The 15043-nt window shown below is 62.0% G+C and carries 14 protein-coding genes; 7 read left to right on the forward strand and 7 right to left on the reverse strand.

Annotation, left to right across the window (positions count from 1 at the left end; genetic code table 11):
• The first annotated feature begins 58 nt into the window (after positions 1 to 58).
• Entirely contained in the window at positions 59 to 676 is a 618-nt protein-coding gene (locus tag B9A11_RS01330; RefSeq protein WP_234988702.1) for a CatB-related O-acetyltransferase, read from the forward strand.
• A gap of 45 nt (positions 677 to 721) precedes the next feature.
• Here the strand turns inward: B9A11_RS01330 and B9A11_RS01335 are convergent, their stop codons facing one another.
• Positions 722 to 2350, reverse strand: coding sequence for a SulP family inorganic anion transporter (locus tag B9A11_RS01335; RefSeq protein WP_058246138.1), 1629 nt, complete (start codon positions 2348 to 2350; stop codon positions 722 to 724).
• Between the two features lie 238 nt (positions 2351 to 2588).
• Between B9A11_RS01335 and B9A11_RS01340 the strand changes: the two genes are divergently transcribed.
• Genes B9A11_RS01340 through B9A11_RS01355 form a run of 4 tightly spaced genes read left to right on the forward strand, consistent with a single transcriptional unit; the run spans position 2589 to position 5319 of the window.
• Positions 2589 to 3467, forward strand: coding sequence for an S-methyl-5'-thioadenosine phosphorylase (locus B9A11_RS01340; protein ID WP_058246137.1), 879 nt, complete (start codon positions 2589 to 2591; stop codon positions 3465 to 3467).
• A gap of 22 nt (positions 3468 to 3489) precedes the next feature.
• Complete coding sequence (locus B9A11_RS01345) at positions 3490 to 4134, forward strand: DUF2927 domain-containing protein (RefSeq protein WP_159452461.1); 645 nt, start codon at positions 3490 to 3492, stop codon at positions 4132 to 4134.
• A complete protein-coding gene (locus tag B9A11_RS01350) occupies positions 4135 to 4758 on the forward strand; it encodes a LysE family translocator (protein WP_058246135.1) in 624 nt (207 codons plus the stop codon). It begins immediately after the preceding gene.
• Positions 4759 to 4779: 21 nt separating this feature from the next.
• Positions 4780 to 5319 (forward strand): adenine phosphoribosyltransferase, encoded by a 540-nt coding sequence (locus B9A11_RS01355; protein ID WP_058246134.1) that lies wholly within the window; start codon positions 4780 to 4782, stop codon positions 5317 to 5319.
• A 233-nt stretch (positions 5320 to 5552) separates the two neighbouring features.
• Here the strand turns inward: B9A11_RS01355 and phaZ are convergent, their stop codons facing one another.
• Entirely contained in the window at positions 5553 to 6824 is a 1272-nt protein-coding gene (phaZ, locus tag B9A11_RS01360) for a polyhydroxyalkanoate depolymerase (protein WP_058246133.1), read from the reverse strand.
• Positions 6825 to 6957: 133 nt separating this feature from the next.
• On the opposite strand from phaZ, the gene B9A11_RS01365 reads away from it, so the two are divergent.
• Together B9A11_RS01365 and B9A11_RS01370 are read left to right on the forward strand one after the other, a co-directional pair.
• Positions 6958 to 8760 (forward strand): PHA/PHB synthase family protein, encoded by a 1803-nt coding sequence (locus B9A11_RS01365; RefSeq protein ID WP_058246132.1) that lies wholly within the window; start codon positions 6958 to 6960, stop codon positions 8758 to 8760.
• A gap of 127 nt (positions 8761 to 8887) precedes the next feature.
• Entirely contained in the window at positions 8888 to 9337 is a 450-nt protein-coding gene (locus tag B9A11_RS01370) for a phasin, PhaP (protein ID WP_058246131.1), read from the forward strand.
• Positions 9338 to 9576: 239 nt separating this feature from the next.
• Here the strand turns inward: B9A11_RS01370 and B9A11_RS01375 are convergent, their stop codons facing one another.
• The 5 genes from B9A11_RS01375 to topA all read right to left on the reverse strand — a co-directional run bounded on the left by B9A11_RS01375 (position 9577) and on the right by topA (position 15032).
• Positions 9577 to 10200 carry a CoA transferase subunit B gene (locus tag B9A11_RS01375; RefSeq protein WP_058246130.1) on the reverse strand — a complete coding sequence of 208 codons (624 nt, stop codon included), beginning with the start codon at positions 10198 to 10200 and terminating at the stop codon, positions 9577 to 9579.
• Complete coding sequence (locus tag B9A11_RS01380; protein ID WP_058246129.1) at positions 10200 to 10904, reverse strand: CoA transferase subunit A; 705 nt, start codon at positions 10902 to 10904, stop codon at positions 10200 to 10202. The genes B9A11_RS01375 and B9A11_RS01380 overlap by 1 nt, the downstream gene beginning before the upstream one ends.
• Before the next feature lie 111 nt (positions 10905 to 11015).
• Complete coding sequence (locus tag B9A11_RS01385; protein WP_058246128.1) at positions 11016 to 11561, reverse strand: L,D-transpeptidase; 546 nt, start codon at positions 11559 to 11561, stop codon at positions 11016 to 11018.
• Between the two features lie 113 nt (positions 11562 to 11674).
• Entirely contained in the window at positions 11675 to 12289 is a 615-nt protein-coding gene (locus B9A11_RS01390) for a hypothetical protein (protein WP_058246127.1), read from the reverse strand.
• The gene (topA, locus tag B9A11_RS01395) at positions 12282 to 15032 is read right to left on the reverse strand and encodes a type I DNA topoisomerase (protein WP_058246126.1); all 2751 of its coding nucleotides are present in this window, start codon (positions 15030 to 15032) and stop codon (positions 12282 to 12284) included. Before topA ends, B9A11_RS01390 begins: the two co-directional genes overlap by 8 nt.
• Positions 15033 to 15043: the final 11 nt, after the last annotated feature.

The raw sequence follows: 15043 nt of genomic DNA on the forward strand, positions 1-15043 counted from the left end.
ACATTTTACAGTTTTCAAAGGAGGTTTCATGCCCTTCTCGCTTCCCCCTGCCCAATAGGTGCATCCGATCACCCTGCCCGACGGCACGCCGCATCAAAGCACCGTGTTCTTGGCCAATGTGATTGACCATCCGAGATTCCAAGTCGGGGCCTATACCTACGCTTCGGATTTCAATCCGCCGCAGGATTGGGCCGCACATCTCGCGCCCTATCTGTTCCCGTTCAGCCAAGAGACGTTGCGCATCGGCCGATTCTGCCAGATCGCCCACGGGGTGCGGTTCATCACCAGTTCGGCGAACCACGCCATGGATGGGATCAGCACCTTTCCCTTTACGGTTTTTGACCCTGACACGCGCGCGGGCTTTCAGCCGGATCAGCGCGACACCCAGATCGGCCATGATGTCTGGATCGGCACCGGGGCGACCGTCTGTCCCGGCGCCATGATCGGCAATGGGGTGATCGTCGGTGCAGGCGCGGTCGTGCGTGGGACGGTGCCGGATTACGCCATTGTGGCGGGCAATCCGGCGCAGGTGGTCCGGATGCGCTTTTCCCCTGAACAGATCGCGGCGCTCAACGCTCTCGCGTGGTGGGATTGGTCCCCGGAACGCATAGCGCATGCCCGCCCCGCGCTCGAGGCCGGCGATATAGACGCGCTCGCCCAGCACGCGACGCAATAAGAAACGCCCCCGTCGCAGGGGGCGTTTTCACATCTTCACAAGGGCTTAGTGATCCCCAAGGATCCCCGTCCGCACGCCGTAATCCACGGCGATTTCGTAATCGGGGTCGTCGTCACTGTCGATCATCAGGTGCCCCGCCTTGGTCAACAGCTTGTGGCAATCGCGGCTCAGGTGGCGCAGCTGGATCGACTTGCCCGCCGTCTCATACTTGGCTGCCACGGCTTCGATCGCTTGCAGCGCCGATTGGTCCACCACCCGGCTGTCGGCAAAGTCGACGATCACCACCGACGGATCGTCGGAGGGGTTGAACAGCTCGATGAACCCATCGCTTGAGCCAAAGAACAGCGGCCCCTGGACCTGATAGACCTTGGCGCCTTCGGGCGTGGCGTAGGTCTTGGCGTGGATGCGGCGCGCGTTGTTCCACGCATAGGCCAAGGCGGAAACGATCACGCCCACAACCACCGCCACGGCGAGGTCTTCGAGCACCGTCACCACGGTCACCAGCACGATGACAAAGGCGTCGGTCATCGGGACTTTGGCGAGGATCTTCAAAGAGTTCCAGGCAAACGTCCCGATCACCACCATGAACATCACACCGACCAGCGCCGCCAGCGGGATCAGCTCGATCAGCGGCGCGGCAAACAGGATAAAGGTCAGCAAGAACAGCGCCGCTGCGATGCCCGCGATCCGGGTGCGCGCGCCGGATTTCACGTTGATCATCGACTGGCCGATCATCGCGCAGCCGCCCATGCCGCCGAAAAAGCCGGTCAGCACGTTGGACGCGCCCTGCGCGATGCACTCTTGCGATGCGCCGCCACGCTTGCCGGTCATTTCCCCAACAAGGTTCAGCGTCAGCAGGCTTTCGATCAGGCCAATGGCGGCCAGAATGACCGAATAGGGCAGGATGATCTCAAGCGTTTCCCAGTTCAACGGCACGGCGGGAATGTGGAACTCGGGCAGACCACCCTTGATCGAGGCCATATCCCCAACGCGCGGCACATCCAGCCCAAGGCCAATGACCAGCGCCGCCACGATGCCGATCCCGGCCAGCGGCGCAGGCACCACGCGGGTGATCTTGGGCATCCCCCAGATGATCAGCATCGTCAGCGCCGTCAGCCCCAGCATCAGGTACAGCGGCATCCCAGACAGCCATTCGCCGCCGCCCATGCCGTGCCCGGTGTTCTCGATCGAGCCTGGCACCTTGAACTGCGACATCTGCGCAAGGAAAATCACGATCGCAAGGCCGTTCACAAAGCCCAGCATCACCGGATGCGGCACAAGGCGAATGAACTTGCCCCATTGCAAGACCCCGGCAATCACCTGCAAAATCCCCATCAAAACGACAGTTGCGAACAGGTACTCCACCCCGTGCTGCGCCACGAGCGCCACCATGACCACCGCCAAAGCCCCGGTCGCGCCGGAAATCATCCCCGGACGCCCGCCGATCAGCGCGGTCACCAAGCCCACAAGGAACGCCGCATAAAGGCCGACCAGCGGGTGCACCCCGGCGACAAAGGCAAAGGCCACCGCTTCGGGCACCAGCGCCAGGGCCACGGTCAGACCGGCCAGCAGCTCGATCCGCAGGCGGGCGGGCGTCAGCTTTTCGTCATTGGCAATTGAGAAGTCGGGCATGTCGACACGGCCCGCAAACCGGGCCATCAGAGCTTTTTTCATCGGGGCAGTCCTTTTCATTCGCGCGCCGTGGCCTTACTGCACCGCAGCGAAAAAGGCCAGAGCGGGGCCATATGCGGCCCGTTACCGCTGCCATAGAGCAAAACGGCGCGGATTTCACGGAATACTTTTGTGCGCAGCATGGCGGATTTGCCCGCCTTCGCACGGATTTGAGGCGCGCGGGGCTTTTCTTTGCCAACCCTGCGTTGCACCCTGCACCCAACCAAATTCGGAGAGTGACATGACACAGACCATGATCGGCGTGATCGGCGGATCGGGCATCTACGACATCGACGGGCTGGAAGGGGCGGACTGGACCGAGGTCCAAAGCCCGTGGGGCACGCCCTCTGACGCGATCCTGACGGGGACGCTGGGCGGGGTGAAAATGGCCTTTCTGCCGCGTCACGGGCGCGGGCATGTGCATTCGCCCACCACCGTGCCGTATCGCGCAAACATCGACGCGCTCAAGCGGCTGGGCGTGACCGATGTGATCAGCGTCAGCGCCTGCGGATCCTTCCGCGAAGAATACGCGCCCGGCGATTTTGTCGTTGTGGATCAGTTCATTGACCGCACCTTTGGGCGCGAGAAATCGTTTTTCGGCACCGGCTGCGTGGCACATGTGTCCGTCGCGCACCCCACCTGCCCGCGTCTGGGCGAGGCCTGTTTCATCGCCGCCAAGGACGCCGGAGTGACGATCCACAACGGCGGCACCTACCTCGCGATGGAAGGCCCGCAGTTCTCGACTTTGGCGGAATCGCGCATGTACCGCGAACAGTGGGGCGCGGACGTAATCGGCATGACCAACATGCCCGAGGCGAAACTCGCCCGCGAGGCAGAGCTGTGCTATGCCTCGATCGCCATGGTCACCGACTATGACAGCTGGCACCCGGACCACGGCGAAGTGGACGTGAACGACATCATCAAGACGCTCATGGGCAACTCGGAGAAGGGCCGCGAGATGGTCCGCCGCCTGCCCGCCCTGCTGGGGGCCGAACGCGCGCCCTGCCCGCATGGCTGCGACCGGGCCTTGGACTTTGCCATCATGACCGCCCCGGAAAAGCGCGACCCGGCCTTGCTGGCGCGGCTTGATGCGGTCGCGGGCCGTGTGCTGACCGCCTAAGATGCGCGCGGGGCTTGGTTTCTTGCTGCTTTGGCCGGTGGCCGTGGCGGCGCAGGATTTCATCGAGGTGGTCGGCGCGCTCAGCGACGAGGATTTCTATCGCCTCGTGGCCTGCGCCGCCCCGCCCGGTGCGCCCTGCGCCAAGCCCTTTCTGCATTGGCCCACCGAGCGCCCGATTTCCGTGGCCATCGTGCAGGTCGACGACGCCTATCTGGGCGGCAAGCAAAAGCGCGCTTTTGCCGCCGTTGAACGCGCCGTGCAGTATATCAATCGGGTGGACAGCGGCATCACCTTGCGCGTTGGCACGCCCGAGGACGCCGACATCAAGATCTACCTGATCGACACCGACGGCAGCGCGCCGATCAGCGGCACCGGGGTCAAGGGCGTGGACGGCGCAACCGTGGGCGGCGCCCGCGTGATCGTCTGGTCGCGCGCCGACACCCATGTGATCAGCCGCGCGCAGGTGATCTTTTCCACGCGCCTGAACATCCGCCAGTACGAGTCGGCGATGATCGAAGAGGTGACGCAGGCTTTGGGCCTTTTGACCGACATCCGCACGCCGGTCTACGAAGGCGTGTCGGTGTTTTCCCAAGACAGCAACGCGGCCAAGGATTTAGGCCCGCAAGACATTATGGCGCTGCGCCGCCACTACCCCAAGGAGGAATAGATGCCGTTTGATTTGTGGTTGGCTTTTGTGGCCGCGTCCATTGCGTTGTTGATGATCCCAGGGCCGACGATCCTGCTGGTCTTGTCCTATGCGCTGTCCAAGGGGCGCAGCGTCGCTGTCGCCTCGGCCGCCGGGGTCGCGACCGGGGATTTCGTCGCCATGTCGCTGTCGCTGGCGGGGTTGGGGGCGCTTGTGGCCACCTCGGCGATGTTGTTCACGGTGCTGAAATGGGTCGGTGCGGTCTATCTGGTGTGGCTGGGGATCAAGCTGATCCGCTCGGCGCCAACCAGCGGCTTGGCCCTGCCAGAGGCAGAGGTTTCGGCCCGCGGGGTGTTCCTGCACAACGCCGCCGTGACCGCTTTGAACCCGAAAAGCATCGCGTTTTTCATCGCGTTTGTGCCGCAGTTCATCACGCCCGAGCGTGCCTTGCTGCCGCAATTTGCGGTGCTGGTGACGACCTTTGTGACGCTGGCGACGCTGAACGCGCTGGCCTATGCGCTGGCTGCTGACCGGCTGCGCGGGATGATTGCGCGGCCCTCTGTTCTGACGTGGATCACCCGCGCTGGCGGTGCCACCCTGATCGCCATGGGCGTGCTGACCGCCAGCCTGCGCCGCGCCGCTTGAATTGAGAAAGGAGACCCGGACATGCGGGACAACAGAGACGTCAAAGACTACATCCGCACCATCGTCGATTTTCCCCACGAAGGGATCATGTTCCGCGATGTGACCACGCTGTTCGCCGATCCGCGCGGGTTTCGCATGGCGATTGACCAGCTGTTGCACCCCTACGCAGGCGTGCGGTTTGACAAGGTGGTGGGGCTGGAAGCGCGCGGGTTTATCCTTGGCGGGGCGGTGGCGCACCAGCTGTCGGCAGGCTTTGTGCCGATCCGCAAAAAGGGCAAGCTGCCCGGCGCGGTGATTTCCGAGGAGTATCAGCTGGAGTACGGCGAGGCGATTGTCGAGATCCACGACGATGCGATCAAGGCCGGGGAAAAGATCCTGTTGGTGGACGATTTGCTGGCCACGGGCGGCACCGCCGAGGCCGGGATCAAGCTGGTGGAACGGCTGGGCGGCGAGATCATCGGCTGCGCGTTTATCGTGGATTTGCCGGACCTTGGCGGGCGGGCAAAGCTGGAGACGCTGGGGATGGAGGTCCATGCGCTGTGTGCCTATGAGGGGCTTTAGGGGGCGCGAACACGAAGGGGTGTTGCGGGCGCTGCCCACTCACCGGAGGTGAGGCACTTGATGTGGAGGGGGCGCTGCCCTCTCACCGGAGGTGAGGCACTTGATGTGGAGGGGGCTCTGCCCCCGCCCTGCGGCCTCCCCCGGGATATTTTGAAAGAGAAGAAGCTGAGGCCGGAAAAGGAAACGGCCCGCGCGAGGGAAGCGCGGGGCGTTTTTGATTTGGGTTGGTTCCCTTAGGCGACGTTGGCGGCCTTGGGTTTGGCCGGTTTCTTGTCGCCCGAGTTGGAGTCGATGAAGTCGAGCACCAGCGGGCGGATGTTGTCGCGCCAGCTTTTGCCCGCGAAGATGCCGTAGTGGCCTGCGCCGGGTTCGACGTGCGAGGCTTTCTTGCTGTCAGGCAGACCGGTGCACAGGCCGAGGGCCGCGATACACTGGCCGGGGGCGGTGATGTCGTCCTTGGCCCCTTCGACGGTTTTCACGGCGACATTGGTGATCTTGCCCATGTCGACCTTATGGCCATCGACGATGAATTCGTTCTTGGCGATTTCGCAGTTCTTGAAGATGCGTTCCACCGTCGAGAGGTAGAATTCCGCCGGCATGTCCATGACCGCGAGGTATTCGTCGTAGAAGCGGTTGTGGGCGTCGTGGTCCGACGCCTCGCCGCGGCAGACGCGCATGATCTGGTCGCGGAAGGCTTTACCATGGCGGTCGGCGTTCATGCTCATGAAGGAGGACAGCTGGAGCAGGCCCGGATAGACCATGCGGCCCACGCCCTTGTACTTGAAGCCGACGCGCTGGATCATCGTCTCTTCGAGCTGGCCCATGGTTACCCGCGCGCCAAAGTCGGTCACGTCCGTCGGCACCGCGTCGGGGTTGATCGGGCCGCCGATCAGGGTCAGCGTGCGCGGCTGCGCGTCGGGGTCCAGTTCCGCCAGATAGGCGGTTGCGGCCAGCGTCAGCGGCGCGGGCTGACAGACGGCAATCACATGGGTGTCGGGCCCGAGGTGGCGCATGAAGTCCATCAGGTAGAGGGTGTAATCCTCGATGTCGAACTTGCCCGCCGAGACCGGGATGTCGCGCGCGTTGTGCCAGTCGGTGATGTAAACCTCGCAGTTGACGATCAGCGATTTCACCGTCGAGCGCAGCAGCGTCGCGTAGTGGCCGGACATGGGCGCGACCAGCAGGATCTTGCGCGGCTGTTCCTCGCGGCCGGCCACGTCAAAGTGGATTAGATCGCCGAAGTCCTTTTCGACCACGGTCTTGACCTCGACCAGGTGGTCCTTGCCGTCTTCGCAGGTGAAGGTGCGAATGCCCCAGTCGGGCTTGACCACCATGCGTTCGAAGGTCCGTTCCGTCACCTCGCCCCAGGCGGCCATCCATTCCAGCGCCGGGTTCGGCATCATCGAGAACGCCGGGTAAGACGCCATGGTGCGTGCGGTCGCCCCCAACCACTGGTTGGTGTTCCGCATGGTTTCCATCAGATCATAAGTCGCCATGTAGCGCATGACAGCCACTCCTAAAAGTTGCGGTAAGGGCGCAAATCGTTGCACACTTCCCGTAAAACTAATTCGTCGCTTGGCCCACAGCGTCTGGCGACGTTATTCTGCATAGCAGCGAAGATAGGGGGAATTCGTTAAGATGACAACAAACGAGGTTGCCGCAGGTAAACATCAACAGCGGCTGGAGGAGAATCTCGCCAAGGTCGAGGCGCTTTCTCAGCGTCTTGTCAACGCTTTGACGAAAAAACACCCAACGCCGAATGCCTTGAACGGGCCCGATCCGGCGCTCTATTCCAAAGCGGCGCAGGCGTATTTCAGCGAATGGACAACGAATCCTGCTAAGATTCTTGAACAACAGGTCCAGTATTGGGGCAAGACCGTCACCCATTTCGTCGAGGCGCAACAGGCGCTGGCGAGTGGCAAGCTGGCCGCTCCCGACGATCCCGGCCCCAAGGACCGGCGTTTCAAGAATGAGCTGTGGGATACCCACCCTTATTTTAACTTTGTTAAACAGCAGTACCTGATCAACGCAGAGGCGATCAAAGAGGCCGTCGAATCAATCGAAGATATGGACCCGACCGAAAAGCGCCGCTTGCGGTTCTTTGCCCAGCAGATCACCGACATGTTCGCGCCGACGAACTTTTTGGCGACCAACCCAGATGCGCTGCTCAAGGCGGTCGAGACCGAGGGCGAGAGCCTTGTTCACGGGATGGAAAACCTTGTGTCCGATCTTGAGGCGAACAATGGCGAGCTGCTGGTGCGGCTGGTGGACGAGACCGCCTTTGAGGTGGGCGAGAACATCGCCACCGCGCAAGGCGAGGTCGTCTTTCGCAACCGGATGATGGAGATCATTCAGTACAGCCCCACCACGGAAAAGGTGCACGAGACCCCGATCGTGCTGTTCCCGCCTTGGATCAACAAGTTCTATATCCTTGATCTGAAACCGCAAAACAGCTTGATCCGCTGGGTCGTGGACCAGGGCTATACCCTGTTCGTGGTCAGCTGGATCAACCCCGATGGCAAGTACCGCGATGTCGGCCTAGAGACCTACATCGAGGAAGGCTATCTGCAAGCGATCGACGTGGCGCGCGAGATTTGCAAGGTCGAGCAGATCAACGCCGTGGGCTATTGCATCGCCGGGACGACGCTGGCGCTGACCTTGGCTTTGCTCAAGAAACGCAAGCTCAAGTACATCAAGTCGGCGACCTTCTTTACCGCGTTGACGGATTTCAGCGATCAGGGGGAATTCACGCCCTTCTTGCAGAACGACTTTGTCGACGGGATCGAGGAAGAGATCGACCAAGAGGGCATCCTGCCGTCGTTTATCATGGCGCGGACGTTTTCCTTTCTGCGGTCCAACGATCTGATCTACGGGCCTGCGATCAAGTCCTATATGATGGGCGAGACGCCCCCGGCGTTTGACCTGCTCTATTGGAACGGCGACGGCGCCAACCTGCCCGGCCTGATGACGATGGAGTATCTGCGCGGCCTGTGTCAGCGCAACGAATTCGCGAAAGGCACCTTTGAGCTTTTGGGCGAGACCCTGACGCTCAAGGACGTGGACGTTCCGTTGATGTCCATCGCGACGGAAACGGACCACATCGCCGCCGCCCGTGACGTCTATCGCGGGGTGCAGCAGATGGGATCGCGGTCCAAGGAGTTTGTTCTGGGCCAGTCGGGCCACATCGCGGGCATCGTCAATCCGCCCAACAAAAACAAGTATGGCCATTATACCAATTCTGACCTCAGCGCCGACTTTGACAGCTGGAAAGAGGCCGCAGAGCACCACCAGGCGTCCTGGTGGCCCCATTGGGAGGCGTGGCTCAAGAAGCGCAGCGGTAAAATGGTGCCTGCTCGCGCTCCGGGTGATTCGACGTTTAAACCACTCGCGCCAGCGCCCGGTACTTACGTGAAGTTAAAAGCGGCTAAACAATTTCAGTAGGTTAGACGATTTATGCTGCGTCGCAGAAATTTCACTTGAAATGCTGCGCCGCAGCATACATATTCCTTAGCAAGCTGCACAACAACGCGGGGTGGGCCCGCAGCAGTCGGACAAAGGAATTAGTACAATGGCACAGACCCAAGACTTCACCGCTATGATGAAAGACATGATGGGCGCGTTCCCGGTGGACACCAAGGCGATGGAAGACGCCTTCAAGACCACCGCGACCATGAACGAGAAGCTCTCGGGTGTTGCTTTGGAAGCCGCTGAAAAGTCGACCGAACTGTCGGCAAAGTGGACCAAGGACACGCTGAGCAAAATGGCCGACATGTCCAAAGCAAAAGCAGAGCCGGCAGACTACGCCAAGGCGATGACCGATTTCGCGTCCGCTCAGGCTGAAGTTGCTGCCGAGAACATGGCTGCTTTCGCTGAGATCGCGAAAAAGGTCCAGATGGACACCGTCGAGCTGATGATGGCCGCAGGCAAGGACATCTCTGAGGATGCCACCGCCGCCATGAAAAAAGCGACCGACGAAATGACCGCCACTGCCAAGAAGGCAACTGCTGCGGCCAAGTAATTTCGGCCCCTGCGGGGGCTGATCCGGAAGTTGCGCCCTCTCCTCCCATTTTGGCGCGACGTTCCTAGGCGGGTTCTTCGGAACCCGCCTTTTTTGTGTTTGGCGCTTTGGGGGATGGGGTTGCGCCTGCGGACAGTGCGGATGCCTCCGGCGGGGATATTTTCAAAGAGAAGAAGCGAGCACGAAAAAGGCCGCGCGGGCGGGATGCTGCGCGGCCTTTGGATTTGTGTGTAGGGTGTTTAGACGATGGTGGCGAGGGTCGCTGCGCGCAGCTCTTCCTCGGTGACGCCATCGGCGCATTCGACGATTTTCAGGCCGCCTTCGACCACGTCCAGCACGCCGAGGTTGGTGATGATCCGGTCAACCACGCCCTTGCCGGTCAGCGGCAGGGTGCATTCCTTGAGCACCTTGCTGTCGCCGTGCTTGTTGGTGTGATCCATCACCACGATGACCTTGCCGACGCCGGCCACGAGGTCCATCGCGCCGCCCATGCCTTTGACCAGCTTGCCGGGGATCATCCAGTTCGCCAGATCGCCGTTTTCGGCCACTTCCATGGCGCCGAGGATGGCCGCCGCGATCTTGCCGCCGCGGATCATGCCGAAGGAGGTCGCGCTGTCGAAGTAAGACGTGCGCGGCAGTTCGGTGATGGTCTGCTTGCCGGCGTTGATCAGGTCGGCGTCTTCTTCGCCCTCAAAGGGGAACGGGCCCATGCCCAGCATCCCGTTTTCGGATTGCAGGGTGATGTCCTTGTCGCCGACGTAGTTGGCCACCAGCGTCGGGATGCCGATGCCGAGGTTGACGTACATGCCGTCGTCGAGTTCCTGAGCGGCGCGCGCCGCCATTTGGTTACGGTCCCAGGCCATTACGACGCCTCCTTTTGACGAACGGTGCGCTGTTCGATGCGCTTTTCATGCTCGCCTTTGATCAGGCGGTGCACGTAGATGCCCGGCAGGTGGATGTGATCGGGGTCAAGCTCGCCCGGCTCGACGATCTCTTCGACTTCCATCACGCAGATTTTGCCGCACATGGCCGCAGGCGGGTTAAAGTTGCGCGCGGTCTTGCGGAAGATCGCGTTGCCGGTGGTGTCGGCCTTCCACGCTTTGACGATGGCCAGATCGGCAAAGATGCCCTCTTCGAGGATGTATTCCTTGCCGTTGAAGATCTTGACCTCTTTGCCCTCGGCGATCTGGGTGCCGACGCCGGTCTGGGTGTAAAAGCCCGGGATGCCTGCACCGCCCGCGCGCATACGCTCGGCCAGGGTGCCCTGCGGGTTGAATTCCAGCTCAAGCTCGCCGGACAGGTACTGGCGCATGAACTCGGCGTTCTCCCCCACGTAGGAGGACATCATCTTTTTGATCTGCTTGGTTTCGAGCAGCTTGCCCAGACCAAAGCCATCAACGCCTGCGTTGTTGGACGCAACGGTCAGATCCTTGATGCCGCTTTCGACGATGGCGTCGATCAGCAGTTCCGGAATGCCGCACAGGCCAAAGCCACCGGCGGCGATGAGCATGCCGTCGCTCAGCAGGCCGTCCAGCGCCTCGGCAGCGGTGCCGTAGACTTTCTTCATGAAACTCTCCCCTAATCTCTGGATTGCCAAAGTTGTCGCCGCGCGGCAGCAAAGAGTCAATGCAGGTGCAACAATGGACCTGCTATTAACCAAACCGATAGCGCCAACGGGTCAGATCAGGCGGACTTGGGTGCCGATGGGGGTGATCTCGAACAGCTCGGCGATCTTTTCGTTATACAGGCCAATGCAGCCGTCCGACGAGGGCCGGCCGATCTTGCGCGTGTCGTGCGTGCCATGGATCAGGTAAGCGGGCCAGTCGAGATACATGGCGTGGGTGCCAAGCGGGTTGTCGGGGGCGCCGCCTTCGACCGGGCGCCAGTCGGGGAAACGCTCCATCTGGCTGGCGGTGGGGGTCCAGCTGGGGCCGACCTTTTTGCGCACGATCTTGGTGTAGCCGCGTTTGGTCAGCTCGTCGGTTTTCGGCACAGAGGTCGGGTAGACGCGGTAGTCCTTCCCGTCTGCGGCCCAGTAATGCAGGGCGCGGCTGGCGGTGTCGCAAACGATGCAGCCCACACCGAGCGCGTCAAAGTGATCGCGCCAGTCCTGGCTGACAAAGGCCGAGGCATTGCGCCGCGCAGGCGCTTCTTGCGCGCGGGCGGTGGCGGGGACCAGCAGGCTCGCGCCGCCTGCGGCCAAAAGGGTGCGTCGGGTGATCATGTCAGACTCCTGCTCTTGGGTGTCACTTGGTAGCACCCAAACATGAGTTTGACGGCGGTTGAAAATCACACATGCGTGTGGCGGCATATCAGTGCCGATTGGCAACAGGCCGACTAGCCAAGCGCCAGATCTCGCAGAACCTCCACCGATGCGGCGGCCCCCTGGAGGGCCGTGGGCCAAGGCAATTCGGTGTGGCGATGGAACGGCACGAAGCCATGCCCGCCGTCTGCGCCCTCTTGGAAATCGACCCGAGTGACGGTGCATGTGGGCGTTTCAAACGGGTCCACGGTCAGCAGATCGTCAAGCGACGGGCTTTCCATGCGCAACCCCAATGCCTTGGAATAGGTGACTTCGCTCGCACCACAAGTGAACAAGAGCGCATCCTTCTCGCCAAAATCCTTGGCGACAACAAAGCCCACCATCGGCAACAGCAAAACAGGCACGGTCGGCGCCACAAAGGAATGCGAGCGGCCATCCTTGATGACCAACAACTCTGCCAAATCCATCGCAGTCATCGTCAGAGAGGGCGGCTCCACGTCCGGCATGGACGCGCAGCTTTGCAGATAGCGCAGAACAAGGCCCACGCCATCCAGCCCACGGTTATGAAGATGCCACGCGCATTGTCCCAACATCTCTGGGTCCGGCTCTGGGCAGTTCAGCTGTGTGGCCAGCTCTGCGATCGCGGTTCGGACCTGCGCGTAAGGCAGGTCCGTGTAGCCGTCAGTCATCCTTCTTTGCGGCCGGTTTCTTGGCCGCAGGCTTCTTGGCGGTGGTCTTTTTCGCGGCAGGCTTTTTCGCTGCCGGTTTCTTGGCCGCGGCCTTCTTCGGCGCGGCTTTCTTCTTGCCGCCCTTGCCGGCCTTTTCCTCGATCAGCTTCAGCGCCTCTTCCATGGTCAGCTTTTCAGGGTCGGCATCCTTGGGCAGGGTCGCGTTGACCTTTTCCCATTTCACATAAGGACCATAGCGCCCTTCCATGATTTGGATCTTGCCGCCGTCGGGGTGATCCCCCATCTCGCGCAAAGCCTTGGCGGCGGTGCGCCCACGGCCCGGATTTGCGCGCTTGTGGTCGATCAGTTCCACCGCGTGGTTCATGCCGATCTCGAAAACCTCTTGGAATTCCTTGAGGTTAACGTAAACGGGCTTTTCGTCGTCGGGCAGCTGGTGCGCGATATAGGGGCCAAAGCGGCCAAGGTTCGCGGTGATCACGCCGCCGTTCGGGTGCATCCCCACCTCGCGCGGCATGGTCAGCAGCGTCAGCGCCTTTTCCAGCGTCATATCCTTGGGATCCCAGCCCGGCAGATACTCGCGGTTCTTGCGCGGCAAGGATGCGCGCGGCGGTTTCTTGTTCTCGGGCGTGGGTTCGCCGCGTTGCACATAGGGGCCAAAGCGCCCGGCCTTGAGCCAGATTTCATCCCCGGCGTCCTCGCCCAGCAGCTTTTCTTCGCCCTCGGCCCCCTCGCCCGCGATGGGGCGGGTGTAGGTGCATTCGGGGTAGTTGCCACAGCCGACAAAGCCGCCCGTGCGCGAGGTTTTCAGGTGCAACTGGCCCTGCCCGCACTTGGGGCAGATGCGCGGATCGGTGCCGTCTTCGCGCGGCGGATACAGCTGCGGGGCCAGCGCGTCGTCCAGCACATCCAGCACTTCGGCAATGCGCAGGTCGGACGTCTCGCTGATGGCGGCGCTGAAATCGCGCCAGAATTTCGCCAGCAGTTCCTTGTAGTCCTCTTCCCCGGCGCTGACGTGGTCCAGCTCGGTCTCCAGCGCGGCGGTAAAGTCATACTCCACGTAACGCTTGAAGAAGTTGAGCAAAAAGATCGTCACGATCCGGCCCTTGTCCTCGGGGAACAGGCGGTTTTGCTCTTTGCGGACGTATTCGCGGTCCTGGATCGTGGTGATCACGCTGGCGTAGGTCGAGGGGCGGCCAATGCCCAGCTCTTCCATGCGCTTAACAAGGGTCGCCTCTGTGTAGCGCGGGGGCGGCTGGGTGTGGCTTTGCAGCGCCAGCGTGGCCGCGTCCTTGGACATCACCGCCGCGCCATTGGACTGCATCCCGCCGCCGGGCTTGTCGCCATCGTCGATCACGCTGTCGGCAGTTTTCTCGCCGGCCTTGGCGAATTGCGCCTGCATGGCCCCGGCCGCAAAGGCTGCCGGCTCGCCCTGCATGATCTGCGGCAGGCGCTTGTCGTCATCCTCGACCGGCTCGTCGCGGCCCTCTTCGTAAACCTTGAGGAAGCCGTCAAAGGTCACCACCTGCCCGGTTGCGCGCAGGCCAACCTGACTGTCATCGCTGCCGATTTCAACGGTGGTGCGCTCCAGCCGCGCGCCTTCCATCTGGCAGGCCAGGGTGCGCTTCCAGATCAGGTCATAGAGCTTACGCTGATCATCCTCGGACAGCTTCAGCTGGGTCGCGTCCTTGGTCATATCCGTCGGGCGGATACATTCGTGTGCTTCCTGCGCGTTCTTGGCTTTGTTCTTATAAATCCGAGGGCTGGAGGGCACGTATTCCTTGCCATAGCGGTCGGCAATCGCGTCGCGGCAGGCGGTCACCGCCTCGGGGGCCATGTCGATGCCGTCGGTCCGCATATAGGTGATGTGCCCCGCCTCATAGAGCCGCTGCGCCGCGTTCATACACTGGCGCGCGCCCATGCCGAACTTGCGGCTGGCCTCTTGTTGCAGGGTCGAGGTCATGAAGGGCGCGGAGGGGTTGCGCGAGGCCGGCTTCGCCTCCACGCTGGTGATGCTCAGCGCGCGTTTCGACACGGCGTCCACGGCCATCTCGGCCTGCGTGGCGTTGGCCAGGTCGAAACGGTCGAGCTTCTTGCCCGCAAGGCTGGTCAAACGGGCCTCAAAGCTTTGACCGCGCGGGGTTTTCAGCTGCGCCTTGACGGTCCAGTACTCGCGCGGGTTAAACGCCTCGATCTCCATCTCGCGCTCGACGATCAGACGCAGACAGACCGACTGCACCCGCCCCGCCGAGCGCGCGCCCGGCAGTTTGCGCCACAGCACCGGCGACAGGTTAAAGCCTACAAGGTAGTCCAAGGCGCGGCGCGCGAGGTAGGCTTCGACCAGCGGCGCGTCGATGTCGCGCGGGTTCTGCATCGCCTCGGTCACCGCCTTTTTCGTGATCGCGTTAAAGGTCACGCGGCTGACGTGGGTCGATTTCTTGATCGAGCGGCGTTTGGTCAGCGCCTCCTTGAGGTGCCACGAAATTGCTTCGCCTTCCCGATCGGGGTCAGTCGCGAGGATCAGTTCGTCGTCGGTTTTGAGCGCTTCGGCGATGGCCGCGACATGTTTACGCGAATCGTTCGCGATCTCCCATTTCATCTCGAAATCGGCGTCGGGATCGACGCTGCCGTTCTTGGGAGGCAGGTCGCGCACGTGCCCGTAAGAGGCCAGAACGGTGTAGTCCGAGCCGAGATACTTGTTGATTGTCTTGGCCTTAGCGGGGGATTCGACGACAACGACTGGCATATCGGGCTGCA

Origin of the sequence: Tropicibacter naphthalenivorans (assembly GCF_900176475.1) — a bacterium.
Taxonomy (GTDB): Bacteria; Pseudomonadota; Alphaproteobacteria; order Rhodobacterales; family Rhodobacteraceae; genus Tropicibacter; species Tropicibacter naphthalenivorans.

Bases quoted from the DNA above. Each gene is read 5' to 3' on its own strand.
- topA (WP_058246126.1), bottom strand. From the start codon at position 15,032: ATGCCAGTCGTTGTCGTCGAATCCCCCGCTAAGGCCAAGACAATCAAC.
- B9A11_RS01370 (WP_058246131.1), top strand. From the start codon at position 8,888: ATGGCACAGACCCAAGACTTCACCGCTATGATGAAAGACATGATGGGC.
- B9A11_RS01390 (WP_058246127.1), bottom strand. From the start codon at position 12,289: ATGACTGACGGCTACACGGACCTGCCTTACGCGCAGGTCCGAACCGCG.
- B9A11_RS01355 (WP_058246134.1), top strand. From the start codon at position 4,780: ATGCGGGACAACAGAGACGTCAAAGACTACATCCGCACCATCGTCGAT.
- B9A11_RS01335 (WP_058246138.1), bottom strand. From the start codon at position 2,350: ATGAAAAAAGCTCTGATGGCCCGGTTTGCGGGCCGTGTCGACATGCCC.
- B9A11_RS01350 (WP_058246135.1), top strand. From the start codon at position 4,135: ATGCCGTTTGATTTGTGGTTGGCTTTTGTGGCCGCGTCCATTGCGTTG.
- B9A11_RS01375 (WP_058246130.1), bottom strand. From the start codon at position 10,200: ATGGCCTGGGACCGTAACCAAATGGCGGCGCGCGCCGCTCAGGAACTC.
- B9A11_RS01365 (WP_058246132.1), top strand. From the start codon at position 6,958: ATGACAACAAACGAGGTTGCCGCAGGTAAACATCAACAGCGGCTGGAG.
- B9A11_RS01385 (WP_058246128.1), bottom strand. From the start codon at position 11,561: ATGATCACCCGACGCACCCTTTTGGCCGCAGGCGGCGCGAGCCTGCTG.
- B9A11_RS01380 (WP_058246129.1), bottom strand. From the start codon at position 10,904: ATGAAGAAAGTCTACGGCACCGCTGCCGAGGCGCTGGACGGCCTGCTG.
- B9A11_RS01340 (WP_058246137.1), top strand. From the start codon at position 2,589: ATGACACAGACCATGATCGGCGTGATCGGCGGATCGGGCATCTACGAC.
- phaZ (WP_058246133.1), bottom strand. From the start codon at position 6,824: ATGCGCTACATGGCGACTTATGATCTGATGGAAACCATGCGGAACACC.